The organism is Modicisalibacter coralii (genome assembly GCF_004117855.1).
Classification (GTDB): Bacteria; Pseudomonadota; Gammaproteobacteria; order Pseudomonadales; family Halomonadaceae; genus Modicisalibacter; species Modicisalibacter coralii.
In genome coordinates, this window is sequence record NZ_QWBW01000047.1 from 21,203 (window position 1) to 37,912 (window position 16,710).

Here is a 16,710-nt window from a genome sequence, read left to right on the forward strand (position 1 = left end):
CGATGACGCATGACATTCACCCTCTGCTGGACACGCAAGACGGGGTGGCGCTCGGCCAGTACGTGCGCACGGGCGAGGTATCGAGCACGCAACTGGTCGAGGCGGTCATCGAACGCCTGGAGCGTGTCGAGCCGCATCTCAACGCGGTGGTCGAGCGGCTCTACGACACCGCGCGCGAGCGCAGTCGCCAGCCCGTCGTCGCCGGGCAGCCGTTTGCCGGCGTACCGACGCTGATCAAGGATCTCTTCTCGCCGCTCGAAGGCGCCTTGATGACCCAGGGGTCGCGTGCCCTCGATGCGGTGCGTGCCCCCTTCGACGACGAACTGGTGTCACGCCTGCGCCGGGCCGGCTGCGTACCGCTGGGTACCACCGCCTCGCCCGAGTTCGGCACCTCCTACACCACCGAGTCGAGCCTGCACGGCGCCACCCGCAACCCCTGGGACCCCGAGCGCAGCGCGGGCGGCTCCAGCGGCGGGGCGGCGGCGCTGGTGGCCGCTCGGGTCGTGCCCTTTGCCCACGGCAACGATGGCGGTGGTTCGCTGCGCGTACCCGCTTCCTGCTGCGGGGTGTTCGGCTTCAAGCCGAGCCGGGGGCTGATGCCGTCGGGACCGCTGGTCGGCGAGGGCTGGGGCGGCATGGCCATTTCCCATGCCATCACCCTCAGCGTGCGCGACAGCGCGGCATTGCTCGACGCCACCGCAGGGGCCGACCTCGGCGCGCCCTACGCGGCGCCGATCACGCCGATGAGCTATCGGGCGGCGACCGAGCGCGACCCCGGGGCGCTGCGTATCGGACTGATCGAAGGACCCACGCTGGCCCCGGAAGCCGCGGCCGTCGCCCGCCAGAGCGCGGCGCTGTGCGAATCGCTGGGGCATCGCGTCGAGCCGGTCACGCTGCCGCTCGACTGGGAGACGTTCTATCACCGCTGCTTCGACATCATCGGGCCCAGCACCCGCGAGACCCTGGACAGCCTGGGCGAGATGCGCGGCTCCCCCATCGACGAGCAACTGCTGGAGCCGCGTACCCGGGTGATGCTGCGCGAGCGCGGGGATCTGGACGCCACCCGTTACATCGCCGCGATCCATTACATGCATGGGCTGGGGCGTCGGATGGCGGCACTCATGGAGCAGTTCGACGTGCTGCTGTCGCCGACCCTGGCGCGCCAGCCGCCGCGCATCGGCGAGCTGGATGCCTTCGACGAGCGGCGCTCGCTGGCGGAGATCATCGGCGATTTCCATGGCTACTGCCCGTTCACCGCGCTGTTCAACGCCACCGGACAACCGGCGATGTCGCTGCCGCTCTACTGGACGGACACGGGTCTGCCGCTGGGCACCCATGTCGCGGGTCGCTTCGGCGAGGAAAGCCGGCTGTTTTCCCTGGCGGCCCAGCTCGAGCGCGCCCAGCCATGGGCCGGGCGGATTCCGCCGATTCATGCCGGCATGAGCGCGGCCCCCGACCTGCAAGCGGGCTAGCCGGAGTGGCCGGGCCGTGCCGGATCACGCGACACGGCCCGGCCGGCCCCGGGGCTTCTCAGGCCGCGTCGGGCTGACGTTCGGGCCGGGCCTCGGCGAACGCGGGCAGGGTCTCCAGATGCGCGACGATGCGCTCGAGTGTCGGGTAGGCGCCCAGGTCGCAGTCGAAGCGCCGGGCGTTGAACACCTGCGGCACCAGGCAGACGTCGGCTAGGCTCGGGGTGTCGCCGTGACAGCAGGCCCTGGTGGCCGGGGTGCCCGCCAGCTGCGTTTCCAGCGCGGCGAAGCCTTCGGCGATCCAGTGACGGTACCAGGCGAGCCTGGCGTCTTCCCCGATACCCAGCTCGCCGGTCAGGTAGCCGAGCACCCGCAGGTTGTCGAGGGGATGGATCTCACAGGCGATCAGCTGGGCGAGCGCACGGACCCGTGCGCGGCCCTCGGCGTCGGCCGGCAGCAGCGGCGGCGCGGGATGGCGTTCGTCCAGGTATTCGCAGATCGCCAGCGACTGGGTCAGCCGCGTGCCGTCGTCGGTCTCGAGCACCGGCACCAGGCCCTGCGGGTGGCGGGCGAGATGCGCCGCGTCGCGCTGTTCGCCCTTGATCAGGTTCACCGGCACCTGCTCGCAGGCCAGGCCCTTGAGGTTGAGCGCGATACGCACCCGGTAGGCGGCCGAGGAGCGGAAATAGCCGTAGAGTCTCATCGTGGCTCCCCGCTCAGGTCGGCCGGTACGGCACCACCGGCTGGTCGATGGCGCCGAAGAGGCTCTGGCCTTGGCGATCGAACATCTCGATGCGCACGCGATCGCCGAAGCGCAGGAAGGGGGTCTTCATCTCGCCGTGGAGGATCTTCTCGACCATGCGTACCTCGGCCAGGCAGCTGTAACCGACGCCGCCCTCGGCGATCGGCTTGCCCGGGCCGCCGTCTTCGCCGGGGTTGGACACGGTGCCCGAGCCGATGATCGCCCCGGCGCCCAGGTGGCGGGTGCGTGCGGCGTGGGCGACGAGCTGCGGGAAGCCGAAGACCATGTCCGGGCCGGCCTCGGGCTCGCCGAACTTCTCGCCGTTGAGATGCACGGTCAGCGGCAGGTGGACGCGGCCGCCCCGCCAGGCGTCGCCCAGCTCGTCGGGGGTCACGGCGATCGGCGAGAAGCTCGAGGCCGGCTTGGCCTGGAAGAAGCCGAAGCCCTTGGCCAGCTCACCGGGGATCAGCCCGCGCAGGCTGACGTCGTTGACCAGCATGATCAGCTTGATGTGCCCGGCGGCCTGCTCGGGGGTGACCGCCATCGGCACGTCGTCGACGATCACCGCCAGCTCGCCCTCCAGGTCGATGCCGTGCTCCTCGCTGATCGCCTCGATGGCCTCGGTGGGGGCCAGGAAGCTATCGCCGCCGCCCTGGTACATCAGCGGGTCGTTCCAGAACGATTCGGGCATCTCGGCGCCACGCGCCTGACGCACCAGCTGGACGTGGTTGAGGTAGGCCGAGCCGTCGGCCCAGTGGTAGGTGCGCGGCAGCGGCGAGTGCAGCGCGCTCATCTCCAGCGCGAAGGCCTCGGCGGCGCGGCCCTCGTTGAGCTCGGCATAGACGGCCTCGAGACGCGGGGCGAGGGCGTCCCACGCCTCGATGGCCTGTTGCAGGGTGGCGGCGATCCGCGGCACGCGCACGGCGCGCGTCAGGTCTCGGGAGACCACGATCAGCTGGCCGTCGCGGCCGTGCTTGAGCGAAGCGAGTTTCATGATGGGGTCCTTGTTGTCGTCGGGGAGCGGTGATCAGCGCTGGTCCGGGGAGAAGTGCGAGCGCAGCCCCGCCCAGACGTCGACGTAGTCGCGCTGGCGGAAGTCCGCGTTCAGGGCGGCCGGCGTGGGCTGGAAGACGTAGCGGCTCTCGAACATGAAGGCCAGGGTATCGCCCAGGTAGGCCGGCTCGAGTTCGGCATGCGTGGCCTTCTCGAAGGTCTCCGCGTCCGGGCCGTGGGGCGACATGCAGTTGTGCAGGCTGGCCCCGCCGGGCAGGAAGCCTTCCGCCTTGGCGTCGTACTCGCCGTGGATCAGGCCCATGAACTCGCTCATCAGGTTGCGATGGAAGTAGGGCGGGCGGAAGGTGTGCTCGGCGACCATCCAGCGCGGCGGAAAGATCACGAAGTCGATGTTGGCCGTCCCCGGGGTGTCCGAGGGCGAGGTCAGCACGGTGAAGATCGACGGGTCGGGATGGTCGAAGCTGACGGAGTTGATGGTGTTGAAGCGTGCCAGGTCGTACTTGTAGGGCGCGTAGTTGCCGTGCCAGGCCACCACGTCGAGCGGCGAATGATCGAGCCGGGTGGCCCACAGCCGGCCCGAGAATTTGGCGACGAGTTCGATGTCGCCGCCGACGTCCTCGTAGTCGGCCACCGGGGCGAGGAAGTCACGCGGGTTGGCCAGGCCGTTGGCGCCGATCGGCCCCAGGCCGGGCAGCTCGAAGGGGCTGGCGTAGTTCTCGCAGACATAACCGCGCGCCGCGGCGTCCTCGAGACGAACCTGGAACTTGATGCCGCGGGGCACCACGGCGATCTCGCCCGGGGCGACATGGAGCCGGCCCAGCTCGGTGCGCAGCGTGAGCGCGCCCTGCTGCGGCACGATCAGCAGCTCGCCGTCGGCGTCGTAGAAGAAGCGCTCGGTCATGTCGCGGTTGCAGGCGTAGACGTGGACCCCGCAGCCGCTCTGGGCGGTGGCGTCGCCGTTGACGGCCACGCTCAGCATGCCGTCGACGAAGTCGGTGGGCGCCTCGGGCAGCGGGCGCGGGTCCCAGCGCATCTGATTGGGGTCGGCGGCCAGCTCGGCCGGCGGCGCGGTGACCCAGTCCCCCGCCGGCAGTGGCCGGTAGGCGCTCTGCGCCACCGAGGGGCGGATGCGATACAGCCAGCTGCGCCGGTTGTGGCTGCGCGGCGCGGTGAAGGCCGAGCCGGTGAGCTGCTCGGCGTAGAGGCCGTAGGGGCAGCGCTGCGGGGCGTTCTGGCCCTCGGGCAGGGCGCCGGGGAGCGCCTCGCTGGCGTGGTGATTGCCGAACCCACTCAGGTAGTCGAGCTTGTCGGAAGGCATCGGGAAGACCTCTCTGCGTGGGAAGCGACGCCGCCTCCCGGGCAATTGGTTTCAATTGAAACTAAATGCTAGAGAGAGACCGCGATACGGGTCAAGCGCTACACGACGAAAGTGGGAGGTCGACGAGGGCGAGGCCGGGGTGGCGGTTGGGGGGGACATACGGAAACGCCCCGCGCCCCGCCGGGTCTTGCGACGCGGCGGGGTGCGGGGCGGCAGGGGCGCTCAGTCAGTGGCTATCAGGCGAACGTCATCTCCGGGACATGATCGGGCACGATGAGCTTGCCGGCGGTCTTGGCGACGATCTCGTCGACGCTGACGCCCGGGGCGCGCTCCTTGAGGATGAAGGCGCCGTTCTCGATCTCCAGATAGGCCAGGTCGGTGAGCACCCGGTTGATGCAGCCGGCCCCGGTCAGCGGCAGGTTGCAGCGCTCGAGCAGCTTGGACTCGCCGTGCTTGGAGGCGTGGGTCATGGTGCAGATGATGTTCTCGGCGCCGGCCACCAGGTCCATGGCGCCGCCCATGCCCTTGATCAGCTTGCCGGGGATCATCCATGAGGCGATGTTGCCGTGCTGGTCGACCTCGAAGGCGCCGAGCACGGTCAGGTCGACGTGGCCGCCGCGGATCATGGCGAAGGATTCCGCGGAGGAGAAGATCGCCGCGCCGGGCCGTGCGGTCACGGTCTGCTTGCCGGCGTTGATCATGTCCGGATCGACTTCCGCCTCGGTGGGAAAACGCCCCATGCCCAGCAGGCCGTTCTCGGACTGCAGCATGACGTCGATGTCATCCGGAATGTAGTTGGCTACCAGGGTGGGGATGCCGATCCCCAGGTTGACGTAGAAACCGTCCTCGAGTTCGCGCGCCACGCGCTGGGCCATCTGTTCGCGAGTCAGTGCCATCGGTGATGCCTCTTGTCTTGTTGGTCGTGAATGACGCGCTCAGTCCTGATGCACGGTGCGCTTCTCGATGCGCTTCTCGAAGGTGCCCTGGATGAGGCGGTCGACGAAGATGCCGGGCGTATGGATCTGGTCGGGATCGAGCTCGCCGGGTTCGACGATCTCCTCCACCTCGACCACGGTGATCCGGCCCGCGGTGGCGGCCAGCGGATTGAAGTTCTGGGCGGTGTTGCGATAGATGACGTTGCCGTAGCGGTCGGCCTTCCAGCCCTTGACGATGGCGAAGTCGCCGACCACGGACTCCTCGAGGATGTAGTGACGGCCGTTGAACACCCGCACCTCCTTGCCCTCGCCGATCGGCGTGCCGTAGCCGGTGGCGGTGTAGAAGGCGGGGATACCGGCGCCGCCGGCGCGCAGCTTCTCGGCCAGGGTGCCCTGGGGGGTGAGGACCACCTCGATCTCGCCGTCGAGCATCTGGCGCTCGAAGAGCGCGTTCTCGCCCACGTAGGAGGCATGGATGGTCTTGATCTGACGGTCCTCGAGCAGCAGCCCCAGACCGAAGCCGTCGACGCCGCAGTTGTTGGAATAGACGGTCAGGTCCTTGACCCCGCGGCGCTTGACCTCGGCGATCAGGTTCTCGGGAATACCGCAGAGGCCGAAGCCCCCGGCGAGCAGGGTCATGCCGTCCTCGAGTCCCTCGAGGGCCTCCGCGTAGGACCCTACGCGCTTGTCGAAACCGGCCATGGCGTGTCTCCGTGTTGTTGTGCGTCTTGGACTATGGCGCGGGGCGACTATTTTGTTAAGTTTGTTTTAAAAAATGATTGTTGAGTTTTTTCAATCAGTGAATCGGGGGCATGCCGATGACCGTGAAGCAATTGCGTGCCTTCCTCGCCGTCGCCCAGACGCTCAGCTTCGCCCAGGCCAGCGAACGGCTGCACGTCTCGCAGTCGGCGCTCAGCCTCGCCATCAAGGCCCTGGAATCCCAGCTCGGCGGGGCGCTGTTCGGGCGCACCACGCGCCAGGTCCGGCTCACTCCCGAGGGCGAGGCGCTATTGCCCCTGGCGCGGCGCCTGATCGCCGAGTGGGACGATGTCGAGGATACCCTGCGGCGGCGTTTTCGCCTGCAGCAGGGCCGGGTGGTGGTCGCCGCCATGCCGTCGTTCGCCGCCAACCGGCTGCCCCCGCTGCTGGCGACCTTCCGCGACCGTTACCCGCGCGTGGGTATCACCGTGCACGACGTCATCAACGAGCAGGTCATCGAGATGGTCCAGGCCCAGCGCGTCGAACTGGGCATCGCCTTCGAACCGCCGTCCGTGGCCGGATTGACCTTCTCGCCGATCTATCGGGATCGCTTCGTCGCGGCGGTGCCCCGGCAATCGTCGCTGGCCGGGCAGGCGGTCGTGACCTGGGCCCAGTTGCTGGCGCAGCCGTTCGTCGCCCTGCAGCGGCCCTCGCAGGTGCGCCTGATGCTCGAGCGGCATCTGCAGACGCGGGGCATGACGCTGCCGGTGGCCTTCGAGAGCCATCAGCTCGCCACGGTGGGACGCATGGTCAGCAGTGGGCTGGGGGTCAGCGCGGTCCCGGCGTTGTGCATCGAGCAGATGGCGTCGATGGGCGTTTGCTGCCTGCCGTTGACGGATCCGGTCATCGAGCGTTCGGTGGGGGTGCTGACCCGCGCCGACCAGGCGCTGTCGGTGGCGGCTTCCGCGCTCCACGAAGTGCTGCTGGCCGGCGACGCCTGACGGCGACATGCCGCTTGCCCTGCCGATACCTCGTGGCCTGGCGGACAAACCACCGGGACCCGGTCCGAGCCGAACGAACACCGAATCGTCACCTTCCTGAAAGATTTTCGGCCTAGAGTCTTCTGCGCGTTTCGAGCGGTCAGCGGGGTCGACCGTTCGAACCATCGACGACTTCGTCTCGCAAAGGAGCCTTGCATGTCTCGTTCGCCGCTTTCGTCTGTCGCGTCACGCTGCTGGCCCTCGGCCGCCTTGCTGAGTATCGGCGCCGCGGCCCTGCTGTCCGCCGGTTCGGCCCGGGCCGCCACCCAGATCGAATGGTGGCACGCCATGGGCGGGGGCCTGGGCAAGAAGGTCGACGAGATCGCCGCCGACTTCAACGCCAGCCAGGACGACTACGTCGTCAAGCCGGTGTTCAAGGGCAATTACACCGAAACCATGACCTCGGCGATCGCCGCCTTCCGTGCCGGCAAGGCACCGCAGATCGTCCAGATCTACGAGGTCGGCACGGCGACCATGATGCACGCCAAGGGTGCCATCGTGCCGGTCTATCAACTGATGGCCGACGAGTCCGCCGACTTCGATCCGTCCGCCTACCTGCCCGCGGTCACCGGCTACTACACCACCACCGACGGCAAGATGCTCTCGCTGCCGTTCAACTCCTCCACGCCGGTGACCTACGTCAATCGCGACATCCTGGAGCAGGCCGGCGTCGACGAGGTGCCCAGGACCTGGCAGGGGCTCGGCGAGGCGCTGGAGAAAGTGGTGGATTCCGGTGCCGCGGAGTGCGGTTTGACCACCACCTGGCCCTCCTGGGTGATGCTCGAGAACTACTCGGCGCGCAACGACATCCCCTTCGCCAGCGAGGCCAACGGCTTCGGGGGGCTGGATGCCCGTCTGCAGTTCAACGAGACGGCGGTGGTCGATCATATCCAGCGTCTTGCGCAGTGGCAGCAGGACGGTCGCTTCGTCTACGGGGGCCGCAAGGACGAGGCGGCGCCCAAGTTCTATTCCGGCGAGTGCGCGATGATGATGGGCTCGTCGGCCTCCTACGCCGGGGTGCGTGACAACGCCGATTTCGACTTCGGTGTCGCGCCGCTGCCCTACGACGCCGACGTGACCGACACCCCCAACAACACCATCATCGGCGGCGCCTCGCTGTGGGTGCTCAACGGCGCCAGCGAGGCCCAGAAGAAGGGCATCGCCGAGTTCTTCGAGTATCTCTCCTCGCCCGAGGTGCAGGCCGACTGGCACCAGTTCACCGGGTACCTGCCGATCACCACCGCGGCCGCCGAGTTGACCCGCGAGCAGGGCTTCTACGACGAGAACCCCGGTACCGACGTGGCGATCGAGCAGATGACCGGCTCTGCGCCCACCGAGAACTCCAAGGGGCTGCGGCTGGGCAACATGGTGCAGATCCGCGACGTGATCAACGAGGCCCTGGAGAAGATCTTCGCCGGCAACGTCAGTGTCCAGGCGGGGCTCGACGAGGCCGCCGAGAAGGGCAATGCGTTGCTCGAGAAGTTCCAGCGCGCCAATAGCTAATTGCCCGGCAGGTTCGGCCCGCCACCGTCAGCCGGTGGCGGGTCGAGATGCGTGGCGGAGATCCTGAATGACTCACTTCCAACGCTATCGTGTCACGCCCTGGCTACTGATGGCGCCGCAGTTGATCATCGTCGGGGTGTTCTTCTTCTGGCCGTCGCTGCAGGCGGTCGAACAGGCCTTCTACGTCGAGGACGCCTTCGGCCTGTCGCGGCAGTTCGCCGGGCTGGCCAACTTCGCGGCCGTGCTGCACGAGCCCGACTACTATCAGGCGCTGGGCACCACCGTGGTCTTCTCGCTGTCGGTGGCGCTGGGCGCCATGGCCATCGCCCTGCTGCTGGCGGTGCAGGCCGACCGCGTCATCAAGGGGGCCAACGCCTACAAGACGCTGCTGATCTGGCCCTACGCCGTGGCGCCGGCGGTGGCCGGGGTACTGTGGATGTTTCTCTTCGACCCCACCCTGGGGCTGGTGAGTGCCGGCCTCGAGTCACTGGGCATCGACTGGAACCACAACCTCGACGGCGATCAGGCGCTGCTGCTGGTGATCCTGGCCTCGGTGTGGAAGCAGATGAGCTACAACTTCGTGTTCTTCCTGGCCGGGCTGCAGACCATCCCCCGGAGTCTGCTGGAAGCCGCCGCCATCGACGGCGCCGGCCCCTGGCGGCGCTTCTGGACGGTGACCTTTCCGCTGCTGTCGCCGACCAGCTTCTTCCTGCTGGTGATGAACGGCGTCTACGCCTGCTTCGAGACCTTTGCCACCATCGACACCGTGACCGGCGGCGGGCCGGCCGGCGCGACCACCACGCTGGTCTACAAGGTCTACGAGGATGGTTTCATCGGCCAGGATCTGGGGTCCAGCGCCGCCCAGTCGGTGCTGCTGATGATCCTCGTGGGTCTGCTGACGCTGATCCAGTTCCGTTTCGTCGAACGTCGAGTCCAGTACTGATGCGCTACCAACGTCCCGGGCTGGATATCGCCAGCCATCTGTTGCTGGCCGTGGGCTGCGGCCTGTTCTTCCTGCCGGTGTGGCTGGCCTTCGCCGCCAGCACTCACTCCATGAGCGAGCTCTCCGGCCACGTCGCGCCGCTGTGGGTGGGCGACACCGGGCTGGCCAACTACGCGCGGTTGATCGAGGACCCGGTGAACAGCCTGGGCACCAACGTGCTGAAGCTGCTCGCCAATTCGCTGGTGATGGCGCTGGGCATCGCCGTGGGCAAGATCGCCATCTCGCTGCTGGCCGCCTACGCCATCGTGTTCTTCCGCTTCCCGCTGCGCCGGCTGTGCTTCTGGCTGATCTTCATCACCCTGATGCTGCCGGTGGAGGTGCGAATCGTGCCCACCTACCAGGTGGCCGCCGACCTGCACCTGCTCGACAGCTACCCCGGGCTGATCCTGCCGCTGATCGCCAGCGCCACGGCGACCTTCCTGCTGCGGCAGTTCTACCTGACCATCCCGCCGGAACTGGTCGAGGCCGCGCGCATCGACGGTGCCGGCCCCTGGCGCTTTCTGCGCGACATTCTGCTGCCGCTGTCGAAGACCAACATCGCCGCGCTGTTCGTGATCATGTTCCTCTACGGCTGGAACCAGTATCTGTGGCCGCTGCTGGTCACCACCGACGCCGATTACATGACCGTGGTGGTGAGCCTCAAGCGCCTGCTGACCACCGGTGACTCGCCGGTGCCCTGGCAGGACGTCACGGCCACCGCGATGCTGGCCATGGGGCCGCCGGTGCTGGTGATCCTACTGATGCAGCGCTACTTCGTCAAAGGCCTGGTCGACAGCGAGAAGTGACGACCGATTCAACGGGAAACGCTATGGCTACCTTGCAACTGAGCGCCCTCGAGAAACGCTACCCCAACGGCTTCACCGCCCTGCACGGGATCGACCTGGCCGTCGAGGACGGCGAACTGGTGGTGATCGTCGGTCCCTCGGGCTGCGGCAAGTCGACCCTGCTGCGCACCCTGGCCGGGCTGGAATCGATCACCGCCGGCGAGCTGGCCATCAACGCGCGACGCGTCAACGACCTGGAACCCGCCGAGCGTGACATCGCCATGGTCTTCCAGAACTACGCGCTCTACCCGCACATGAGCGTGTACGACAACATGGCCTACGGCCTCAAGAACCGTGGCGTTGCCAAGGCGGACATTCGTCGCCGGGTCAATGCCACCGCCGAGCTGCTCGACCTGGGGGCCTTGCTCGACCGCCGCCCGCGCCAGCTGTCGGGCGGCCAGCGCCAGCGCGTGGCGATGGGCCGGGCGATCGTCCGCGAGCCGCAGGTGTTCCTCTTCGACGAGCCGCTGTCCAACCTCGACGCCAAGCTGCGCGTGCAGATGCGCCTGGAGATCCGGCGCCTGCAGAAGCGCCTCGGGGTCACCGCGGTCTACGTGACCCACGATCAGACCGAGGCGATGACCCTGGCCGACCGGCTGGTGGTGATGAACGCTGGGCGTGTCGAGCAGTGCGGCACGCCGATGGCGCTCTACGACCGCCCGGCGACCCGCTTCGTCGCCGGCTTCATCGGCTCGCCGGCGATGAACTTCCTGCCGGTGACGGTCCGCGGCGAACGCCTGGAGCTGCCCGACGGCGGCGAGCTCGACCTGGCCACCGGGCTGGACGACGGCGCCGAGCTGACGCTGGGCGTCCGTCCCGAGCATCTGACGACGCTGCCCGACGGGGCGGCGATGCCGGCGTCGGCCGTGGCGCTCGACACCCGGGTCGAGCTGATCGAGCCGCTGGGCGCCGACACCCTGGCCTACACCCGCCTGGCGGGGCTCGACGAGCCCGTCGTGGCGCGCCTGGATGGCGAGCATGCCGTCGCCGAGGGGCAGACCTTGCGCCTTGTCCTGACCGGCGAGCGGTTGCACCTGTTCGACGCCGAGGGGCAACGGCTGGCCGAGCGCCGATGCGCCGTTGACGTCGTATCCTGAACGGATCGACCACGCGCCCGGCGGCCACACCGGCGCCGGAATCCACCCTGCCGACGAGGCGAGTTCCGACATGACCTATACGCCTGCCATGCCTCTGAGGCCCTTCGGCGATTGCCCGCCCGAGATTCTCGGCGGCATTCGCTATCTGCTCACCGATATCGACGACACCCTCACCGAGGACGGCCGCCTGCACGCGGGAACGCTGGCGGCGCTGGAGCGGCTCGCCGAGGCCGGGATCTCGGTGATTCCGGTGACCGGCGGCTGTGCCGGCTGGTGCGACCATATCGCCCGCGCCTGGCCGGTGGCGGCGGTGATCGGCGAGAACGGCGCCTTCAGCTTCCGGCGCCAGGGGGGCCGGCTGATCACCGCCTGGTGGGACAACCCGGTGCGCATGCGGTCCCGCCAGCGTCACGTGCTCGGCGTGGCCCGGCAACTGCTGCTCAGCCATCCCGAAGTCGCGCTGGCCCAGGATCAGGACTACCGGCTGTGTGACGTGGCGATCGACCACGCTCAGGCCGTCGGCCCGCTCGACCATTATCAGATCGAGGCGATCATCGATGGTTTCCAGGCCACCGGCGTGCGCGCCAGGGCCAGCTCGATCCACATCAATGCCTGGCAGGGCGACTTCGACAAGGCGGGCATGGCGCTGCGCCTGCTCGGCGATACCTTCTCACTGACCCGGATGCAGCTCGAGCACCAGGTGATGGTCGTCGGCGACGCCCCCAACGACGCCCCGATGTTCGCCACCTTTCGCCATACCGTGGGTGTGGCCAACCTGTCTCCCTACCGCGAACGCATGGGCTGGAAACCGGCCTGGATCACCCGCGGTTCGCACGGCCGCGGGGTGGAGGAGATCGCCGAGGCACTGCTGGCGGCGCGGGGTGGGTAGGGCAGGCTTCACGCCTTCACCGGTCCCGCCTGCTGACTGAATGCCACCACCTCACCCACCCAGCGCTCGAGACGCGTGCGATCCACGGCCTCGGCATCGTAGAGCAGGTAGTAGACCAGCGGGGCGACCAGGCGCTCCATCAGCGTCTCGACGCTGGGTACGGTCTCGCCGCGCTGGCCGGCGCGCTGGACGATCGTCTGCATCTGTTGCCGGTTCAGGTCGCTGCAGCAGCGGCGCCGCTCGGCGTCGTCGCTGGCCAGCACGTCGCGCAGCATGCGCTGGCCGGGGCGAGAGGTCAGTTCGTCGTGATACTGCTCGCTCCAGGCCAGCAGGTCGCCGGCCAGGGTCCCGGTGTCGGCCGGTGGCGTTTCGGGACGCAGGCGTTCCAGGTTCACGTCGGCGAGCAGTTCGGCGAGATTTCCCCAGCGACGATAGAGGGTCGAGGGCGTCACCCCGGCGCGCTCGGCGATCCGCGGCAGGGTCAGGGCGTCGCGCGGCAGCTCGCGCTCGAGTTCGTGAACGGCCTGGTGCACGGCCTGCTGGATGCGGGCACTGCGGCCTCCGGGGCGTACGGCGGTTTTCTGAGTCATGATTCCTTAACGCAAAATATTTGCTTTAACGGGGCGGAGGCGTCATGCTTCGCATTAACGCAAAATCTTAGCATTAAGGAGTGGGTCATGGCAGCTTCTTCCTCCCTTGACTGCACGCGGGGTGATGATTCTCCACGCACGGGACAGGCGCTGTTCTACCTGGGGCTCCTGGTCGTCTTCCTCGCCGCCTCGAGCGCGCCCACGCCGCTCTATCCGCTGTACCAGCGCGCCTGGGGGTTCTCGGCGACGCTGCTGACCCTGGTGTTCGCGGTCTACATGTTCGCGCTGTTGCTGACGCTGCTGGTCAGCGGCTCGCTATCGGACCAGCGGGGGCGCAAGCCGGTGATCGCCCTGGCCGTGGCGCTCGAGGCGGTGTCGATGGGCATGTTCCTGCTCGCCGACGGTCCCGGCTGGCTGCTTGCCGGGCGCATCCTGCAGGGCGTGGCCACCGGCATCGCCACCAGTGCCCTGGCGGCGGCGATCCTCGACAGCCACGCGCGGCACGGGCCGCTGATGGCCAGCGTCGGACCGCTCTACGGCATGGCCTTCGGGGCGCTGTTCTCGGGGTTGCTGGTGGGCTACGCGCCGGCCCCGCTGCGCCTCGTCTTCGCGCTGTTGCTGGGGGCGTTGCTGTGGCAACTGGCGTGGCTGCCGAGGATGCGCGAGACGGCCAGGACGACCCCCGGGCAGCCGCTGTCGCTGCGCCCGCGGGTACAGGTGCCGGTCGCGGTACGCGCCACTCTGCTGCGCGTGGTGCCGGTGGCCATCGCCGCCTGGGCGCTCGGCGGCTTCTCGCTGTCGCTGGGCCCCTCGCTGATCGCCGAGGTGGTGGATCTGCACAACCCGGCGATGGGCGGGCTGCTGGCCTTCCTGCTGCCGTTCGTGGGCGGCAGCAGCGTGCTCGTGCTGCGCCGGCAGACGCCGCGTCTGGCACTGCTGGTCGGTGGCTGGGGGCTCGCCGCGGGCATGGCGGTGATGCTGGCCGGCGTGCACGGGCACACCGCGTGGCTGCTGCTGGCCGGCACCACGCTGGCGGGCACCGGCTTCGGCGCCGGCTTCATGGGCGTGATCCGCACCATCACCCCGCTGGCGGCGCCCGCGGGGCGCGCGGCGCTGATGGCTGCCCTCTACGTGATCTGCTATCTCTCGGCGAGCGTGCCGGCGCTGATCGCCGGTGCCGCCACCCAGCAGGTGGGCCTGGAGACGACCACCTACGCCTACGGCGCGGTGGTGATCGCCCTCGCCGTGCTGGCGCTGATCGGTGTGCTCGGCGGCGGGCGCCGGAGCGTTGGCGCTGAATGCCCCGCTCGTCGATGTGCGCCGGCCGGGCCCCGCGATGAATGAATCACCCGAGTATCGCTATCGACGCATCGAACGACTCGCTGGCCGCGCTCAGCGCAATGAGCGCAGATTGGTCAGTACCGGGCTACCGGTGGCCGGGTCTTCGAGCAGCGTGCAGTCGATGCCGTAGAGCTCACGCACCAGTGCCTCGGTCATGATCGCCCGCGGCGGCCCCGCGGCGATGATGCGGCCGTCGAGCATCGCCACCAGATGGTCGGCGAAGCGGCAGGCGCTGACCAGGTCGTGGACCACCATCGCCAGCGTCTTGCCGGCGGCGGCCTGCGCCCGGATCAGTTCGAAGACCTCGAGTTGATGGCCGAGGTCGAGCGCCGAGGTCGGCTCGTCGAGCAGCAACAGCGGCGTCTGCTGAGCGATCGCCATGGCGATCCAGGCGCGCTGGCGCTGCCCCCCGGACATGGCGTCCAGCGGGCGGTCCGCCAGCGCGTGCAGATCCGCCGCGGTGAGCGCGGCATCGACGATCCGCTTGTCCTCCGCCGACCACTGCTGGAACAGCCCCTGATGCGGCTGACGGCCGAAGCGGATCAGCTCCGCGACCGTCAGCCCCTCCGGCGCCTGGGTCTCCTGCGGCAGCAGCGCCAGGCGCCTGGCCATCTCCCGGGCCGGCAGGCGCTGAATATCGCGCCCGTCGAGCAGCACCGCTCCGGCATCCGGTGCATGCAGCCGTGACAGGCTGGCCAGCAGGGTGGACTTGCCGCAGCCGTTGGGTCCGACGATCGCCGTTACCTGCCCGACCGGCAGTGTCAGGTCGAGGCCCTCGATTACCCGCCGCCGCGTGCGCCCGTGCCCGTAGCTCAACGACAGCTGTCTGGCGGCGAGTGGCGCCACCGATTCGCAAGGGGGACTCATGACAGGACACTCATGATAGAAAGCTCATGACACAAACCTCGACGAGGGGCGTAACAGAATCCAGAGCAGGAAGGGCGCGCCGATGATCGCCGTGACGATGCCCACCGGTACCTCGATCGGTGCCAGCAGCAGGCGTCCGGCCAGGTCGGCCGATGTCATCACCAGGGCGCCGGCGAGTACCGAGGCCGTCAGCGGCACGCCGCGCGGCGAGGAGAGCTGACGCGCGATCTCCGGGCCGATCAGCGCCACCAGCCCGACCGGCCCCGCCACCGCCACCGCCAGCCCGGTCAGGCCGACCGCAATCATCAAGGCCAGATAGCGACAGGCCTTGACGCGATAGCCGAGCCCGCGGGCCACCGCATCGGAGAAACGCAGCACCGTCATCGCCCGTGACAGCCAGGCCGCGCCGACGAAGGCGAGCAGCAGGCCGGCACCGAGCCACGCCACGGCGCCGGCGTCACGCGTGTTGAGACTGCCCACGGTCCACGGATAGGCGGCGTTGGCGGCATCGATCGCCACCCGCGCCATCATCAGTTGGGTCAGCGCACCGAAGACCGCGCCCACGCCGATGCCGGCGACGATGAAGCGGTAGCCGCGCGTGCCGATGTCGCTGGCCAGCGCGAAGGTGATCGCAGTGGCCGTCGCCGCGCCGACCAGCGCCATCGGCGGCGGCGCAAGGCTGGTCCCGACGCCGATCACCGAGGCGATCGCGAAGGCTGTTGCGCCGTTGTCGATGCCGACGATGCCGGGCGTTGCCAGCCGGTTGCGTGCCAGAGTCTGCATCAAACAGCCGGCCAGTGCGAAGGCTGCTCCGGTGGCGAGGCCGGCGAGCAGGCGCGGCAGGCGCAGCGCCTGAACCACGAAGACGTGCATCGCGTCGCTCTGTCCGAGCAGCCCGCTCAACGCGGTTCGCGGGTCGAGCGGCAGGCTCCCCACGCAGAGAGAGAGCAGCGCCACGCCAGCAAGCGCCAGCGCCAAGGCGAGGTTGGCCAGCGCCGCGCGACGGTCGACCAGCACGGAGAGATCCCGACCGACGACCCGACCGGCGAGCCGCCATGTACCGTGAGGCGGCGGCACCTCGGCGGCTCGCCGAACACGATGCCGGGACGGAGAGAGCATGCGAGCCTTCATGACCCTACACCGCCGGCAGTCGATGGGCGCGGACGACCGCGATCAGCACCGGCGCGCCGACCAGCGCCGTGATCACCCCGAGCGGCATCTCCGAGGGTGCCACCAGCAGTCTCGACAGCACGTCCGCCCCGAGTATCAGGATCGGCCCCAGCGGCAGGGCCAGCCACAGCGTGCGGCGAATGTCCGGTCCGGCGAGCGCTCGCGCCGCGAACGGCACCACCAGACCGACGAAGGCGATGGGCCCCGCG

Annotated in this window: 17 protein-coding genes; 8 read left to right on the forward strand and 9 right to left on the reverse strand. The window is 68.9% G+C overall.

Features of this window, described 5'->3' with window-relative positions; all coding sequences use genetic code 11:
* Positions 1 to 2 precede the first annotated feature (2 nt).
* Positions 3 to 1,472, forward strand: coding sequence for an amidase (locus D0901_RS19625; protein WP_129141993.1), 1,470 nt, complete (start codon positions 3 to 5; stop codon positions 1,470 to 1,472).
* 58 nt (positions 1,473 to 1,530) lie between these two features.
* Here the strand turns inward: D0901_RS19625 and maiA are convergent, their stop codons facing one another.
* The 5 genes from maiA to D0901_RS19650 all read right to left on the reverse strand — a co-directional run bounded on the left by maiA (position 1,531) and on the right by D0901_RS19650 (position 6,180).
* Complete coding sequence (gene maiA, locus D0901_RS19630; protein ID WP_129141994.1) at positions 1,531 to 2,172, reverse strand: maleylacetoacetate isomerase; 642 nt, start codon at positions 2,170 to 2,172, stop codon at positions 1,531 to 1,533.
* 13 nt (positions 2,173 to 2,185) lie between these two features.
* The gene (locus D0901_RS19635) at positions 2,186 to 3,205 is read right to left on the reverse strand and encodes a fumarylacetoacetate hydrolase family protein (RefSeq protein ID WP_129141995.1); all 1,020 of its coding nucleotides are present in this window, start codon (positions 3,203 to 3,205) and stop codon (positions 2,186 to 2,188) included.
* A gap of 33 nt (positions 3,206 to 3,238) precedes the next feature.
* A complete protein-coding gene (gene hmgA / locus D0901_RS19640) occupies positions 3,239 to 4,543 on the reverse strand; it encodes a homogentisate 1,2-dioxygenase (protein ID WP_129141996.1) in 1,305 nt (434 codons plus the stop codon).
* A 236-nt stretch (positions 4,544 to 4,779) separates the two neighbouring features.
* The gene (locus D0901_RS19645) at positions 4,780 to 5,439 is read right to left on the reverse strand and encodes a CoA transferase subunit B (protein WP_129141997.1); all 660 of its coding nucleotides are present in this window, start codon (positions 5,437 to 5,439) and stop codon (positions 4,780 to 4,782) included.
* A 39-nt stretch (positions 5,440 to 5,478) separates the two neighbouring features.
* Positions 5,479 to 6,180 (reverse strand): CoA transferase subunit A, encoded by a 702-nt coding sequence (locus tag D0901_RS19650; protein ID WP_129141998.1) that lies wholly within the window; start codon positions 6,178 to 6,180, stop codon positions 5,479 to 5,481.
* Between the two features lie 116 nt (positions 6,181 to 6,296).
* On the opposite strand from D0901_RS19650, the gene D0901_RS19655 reads away from it, so the two are divergent.
* The 6 genes from D0901_RS19655 to D0901_RS19680 all read left to right on the forward strand — a co-directional run bounded on the left by D0901_RS19655 (position 6,297) and on the right by D0901_RS19680 (position 12,533).
* Positions 6,297 to 7,178: a LysR family transcriptional regulator gene (locus tag D0901_RS19655; RefSeq protein WP_129142008.1), complete on the forward strand. Its 882-nt coding sequence runs from the start codon at positions 6,297 to 6,299 to the stop codon at positions 7,176 to 7,178.
* 195 nt (positions 7,179 to 7,373) lie between these two features.
* Entirely contained in the window at positions 7,374 to 8,720 is a 1,347-nt protein-coding gene (gene ugpB / locus D0901_RS19660; protein WP_129141999.1) for a sn-glycerol-3-phosphate ABC transporter substrate-binding protein UgpB, read from the forward strand.
* A gap of 67 nt (positions 8,721 to 8,787) precedes the next feature.
* A complete protein-coding gene (gene ugpA / locus D0901_RS19665) occupies positions 8,788 to 9,663 on the forward strand; it encodes a sn-glycerol-3-phosphate ABC transporter permease UgpA (protein ID WP_129142000.1) in 876 nt (291 codons plus the stop codon).
* The gene (gene ugpE, locus D0901_RS19670) at positions 9,663 to 10,508 is read left to right on the forward strand and encodes a sn-glycerol-3-phosphate ABC transporter permease UgpE (protein ID WP_129142001.1); all 846 of its coding nucleotides are present in this window, start codon (positions 9,663 to 9,665) and stop codon (positions 10,506 to 10,508) included. The genes ugpA and ugpE overlap by 1 nt, the downstream gene beginning before the upstream one ends.
* 23 nt (positions 10,509 to 10,531) lie before the next feature.
* The gene (locus tag D0901_RS19675) at positions 10,532 to 11,644 is read left to right on the forward strand and encodes a sn-glycerol-3-phosphate import ATP-binding protein UgpC (protein ID WP_129142002.1); all 1,113 of its coding nucleotides are present in this window, start codon (positions 10,532 to 10,534) and stop codon (positions 11,642 to 11,644) included.
* A gap of 70 nt (positions 11,645 to 11,714) precedes the next feature.
* A complete protein-coding gene (locus tag D0901_RS19680) occupies positions 11,715 to 12,533 on the forward strand; it encodes an HAD-IIB family hydrolase (RefSeq protein WP_129142003.1) in 819 nt (272 codons plus the stop codon).
* Between the two features lie 8 nt (positions 12,534 to 12,541).
* Here D0901_RS19680 and D0901_RS19685 read toward each other — a convergent pair whose 3' ends face one another.
* The gene (locus tag D0901_RS19685) at positions 12,542 to 13,123 is read right to left on the reverse strand and encodes a TetR/AcrR family transcriptional regulator (protein ID WP_129142004.1); all 582 of its coding nucleotides are present in this window, start codon (positions 13,121 to 13,123) and stop codon (positions 12,542 to 12,544) included.
* An 87-nt stretch (positions 13,124 to 13,210) separates the two neighbouring features.
* On the opposite strand from D0901_RS19685, the gene D0901_RS19690 reads away from it, so the two are divergent.
* Positions 13,211 to 14,467, forward strand: coding sequence for an MFS transporter (locus tag D0901_RS19690; RefSeq protein ID WP_129142005.1), 1,257 nt, complete (start codon positions 13,211 to 13,213; stop codon positions 14,465 to 14,467).
* A gap of 48 nt (positions 14,468 to 14,515) precedes the next feature.
* Here D0901_RS19690 and D0901_RS19695 read toward each other — a convergent pair whose 3' ends face one another.
* From D0901_RS19695 to D0901_RS19705, 3 genes are all read right to left on the reverse strand, one after another.
* The gene (locus D0901_RS19695) at positions 14,516 to 15,331 is read right to left on the reverse strand and encodes an ABC transporter ATP-binding protein (protein WP_129142006.1); all 816 of its coding nucleotides are present in this window, start codon (positions 15,329 to 15,331) and stop codon (positions 14,516 to 14,518) included.
* 24 nt (positions 15,332 to 15,355) lie between these two features.
* The gene (locus D0901_RS19700; protein ID WP_129142007.1) at positions 15,356 to 16,450 is read right to left on the reverse strand and encodes a FecCD family ABC transporter permease; all 1,095 of its coding nucleotides are present in this window, start codon (positions 16,448 to 16,450) and stop codon (positions 15,356 to 15,358) included.
* A 16-nt stretch (positions 16,451 to 16,466) separates the two neighbouring features.
* Positions 16,467 to 16,710: iron chelate uptake ABC transporter family permease subunit (locus D0901_RS19705; protein ID WP_162500927.1), on the reverse strand; the 244-nt coding region annotated here is incomplete at its 5' end.

Excerpts from the sequence above, each read along its gene's own strand:
- D0901_RS19685 (WP_129142004.1), bottom strand. The coding sequence starts at position 13,123 with ATGACTCAGAAAACCGCCGTACGCCCCGGAGGCCGCAGTGCCCGCATC.
- ugpA (WP_129142000.1), top strand. The coding sequence starts at position 8,788 with ATGACTCACTTCCAACGCTATCGTGTCACGCCCTGGCTACTGATGGCG.
- D0901_RS19655 (WP_129142008.1), top strand. The coding sequence starts at position 6,297 with ATGACCGTGAAGCAATTGCGTGCCTTCCTCGCCGTCGCCCAGACGCTC.
- maiA (WP_129141994.1), bottom strand. The coding sequence starts at position 2,172 with ATGAGACTCTACGGCTATTTCCGCTCCTCGGCCGCCTACCGGGTGCGT.
- D0901_RS19645 (WP_129141997.1), bottom strand. The coding sequence starts at position 5,439 with ATGGCACTGACTCGCGAACAGATGGCCCAGCGCGTGGCGCGCGAACTC.
- D0901_RS19650 (WP_129141998.1), bottom strand. The coding sequence starts at position 6,180 with ATGGCCGGTTTCGACAAGCGCGTAGGGTCCTACGCGGAGGCCCTCGAG.
- D0901_RS19675 (WP_129142002.1), top strand. The coding sequence starts at position 10,532 with ATGGCTACCTTGCAACTGAGCGCCCTCGAGAAACGCTACCCCAACGGC.
- ugpB (WP_129141999.1), top strand. The coding sequence starts at position 7,374 with ATGTCTCGTTCGCCGCTTTCGTCTGTCGCGTCACGCTGCTGGCCCTCG.
- D0901_RS19695 (WP_129142006.1), bottom strand. The coding sequence starts at position 15,331 with ATGAGTCCCCCTTGCGAATCGGTGGCGCCACTCGCCGCCAGACAGCTG.
- D0901_RS19680 (WP_129142003.1), top strand. The coding sequence starts at position 11,715 with ATGACCTATACGCCTGCCATGCCTCTGAGGCCCTTCGGCGATTGCCCG.
- D0901_RS19690 (WP_129142005.1), top strand. The coding sequence starts at position 13,211 with ATGGCAGCTTCTTCCTCCCTTGACTGCACGCGGGGTGATGATTCTCCA.
- ugpE (WP_129142001.1), top strand. The coding sequence starts at position 9,663 with ATGCGCTACCAACGTCCCGGGCTGGATATCGCCAGCCATCTGTTGCTG.
- D0901_RS19700 (WP_129142007.1), bottom strand. The coding sequence starts at position 16,450 with ATGCTCTCTCCGTCCCGGCATCGTGTTCGGCGAGCCGCCGAGGTGCCG.
- D0901_RS19635 (WP_129141995.1), bottom strand. The coding sequence starts at position 3,205 with ATGAAACTCGCTTCGCTCAAGCACGGCCGCGACGGCCAGCTGATCGTG.
- hmgA (WP_129141996.1), bottom strand. The coding sequence starts at position 4,543 with ATGCCTTCCGACAAGCTCGACTACCTGAGTGGGTTCGGCAATCACCAC.
- D0901_RS19625 (WP_129141993.1), top strand. The coding sequence starts at position 3 with ATGACGCATGACATTCACCCTCTGCTGGACACGCAAGACGGGGTGGCG.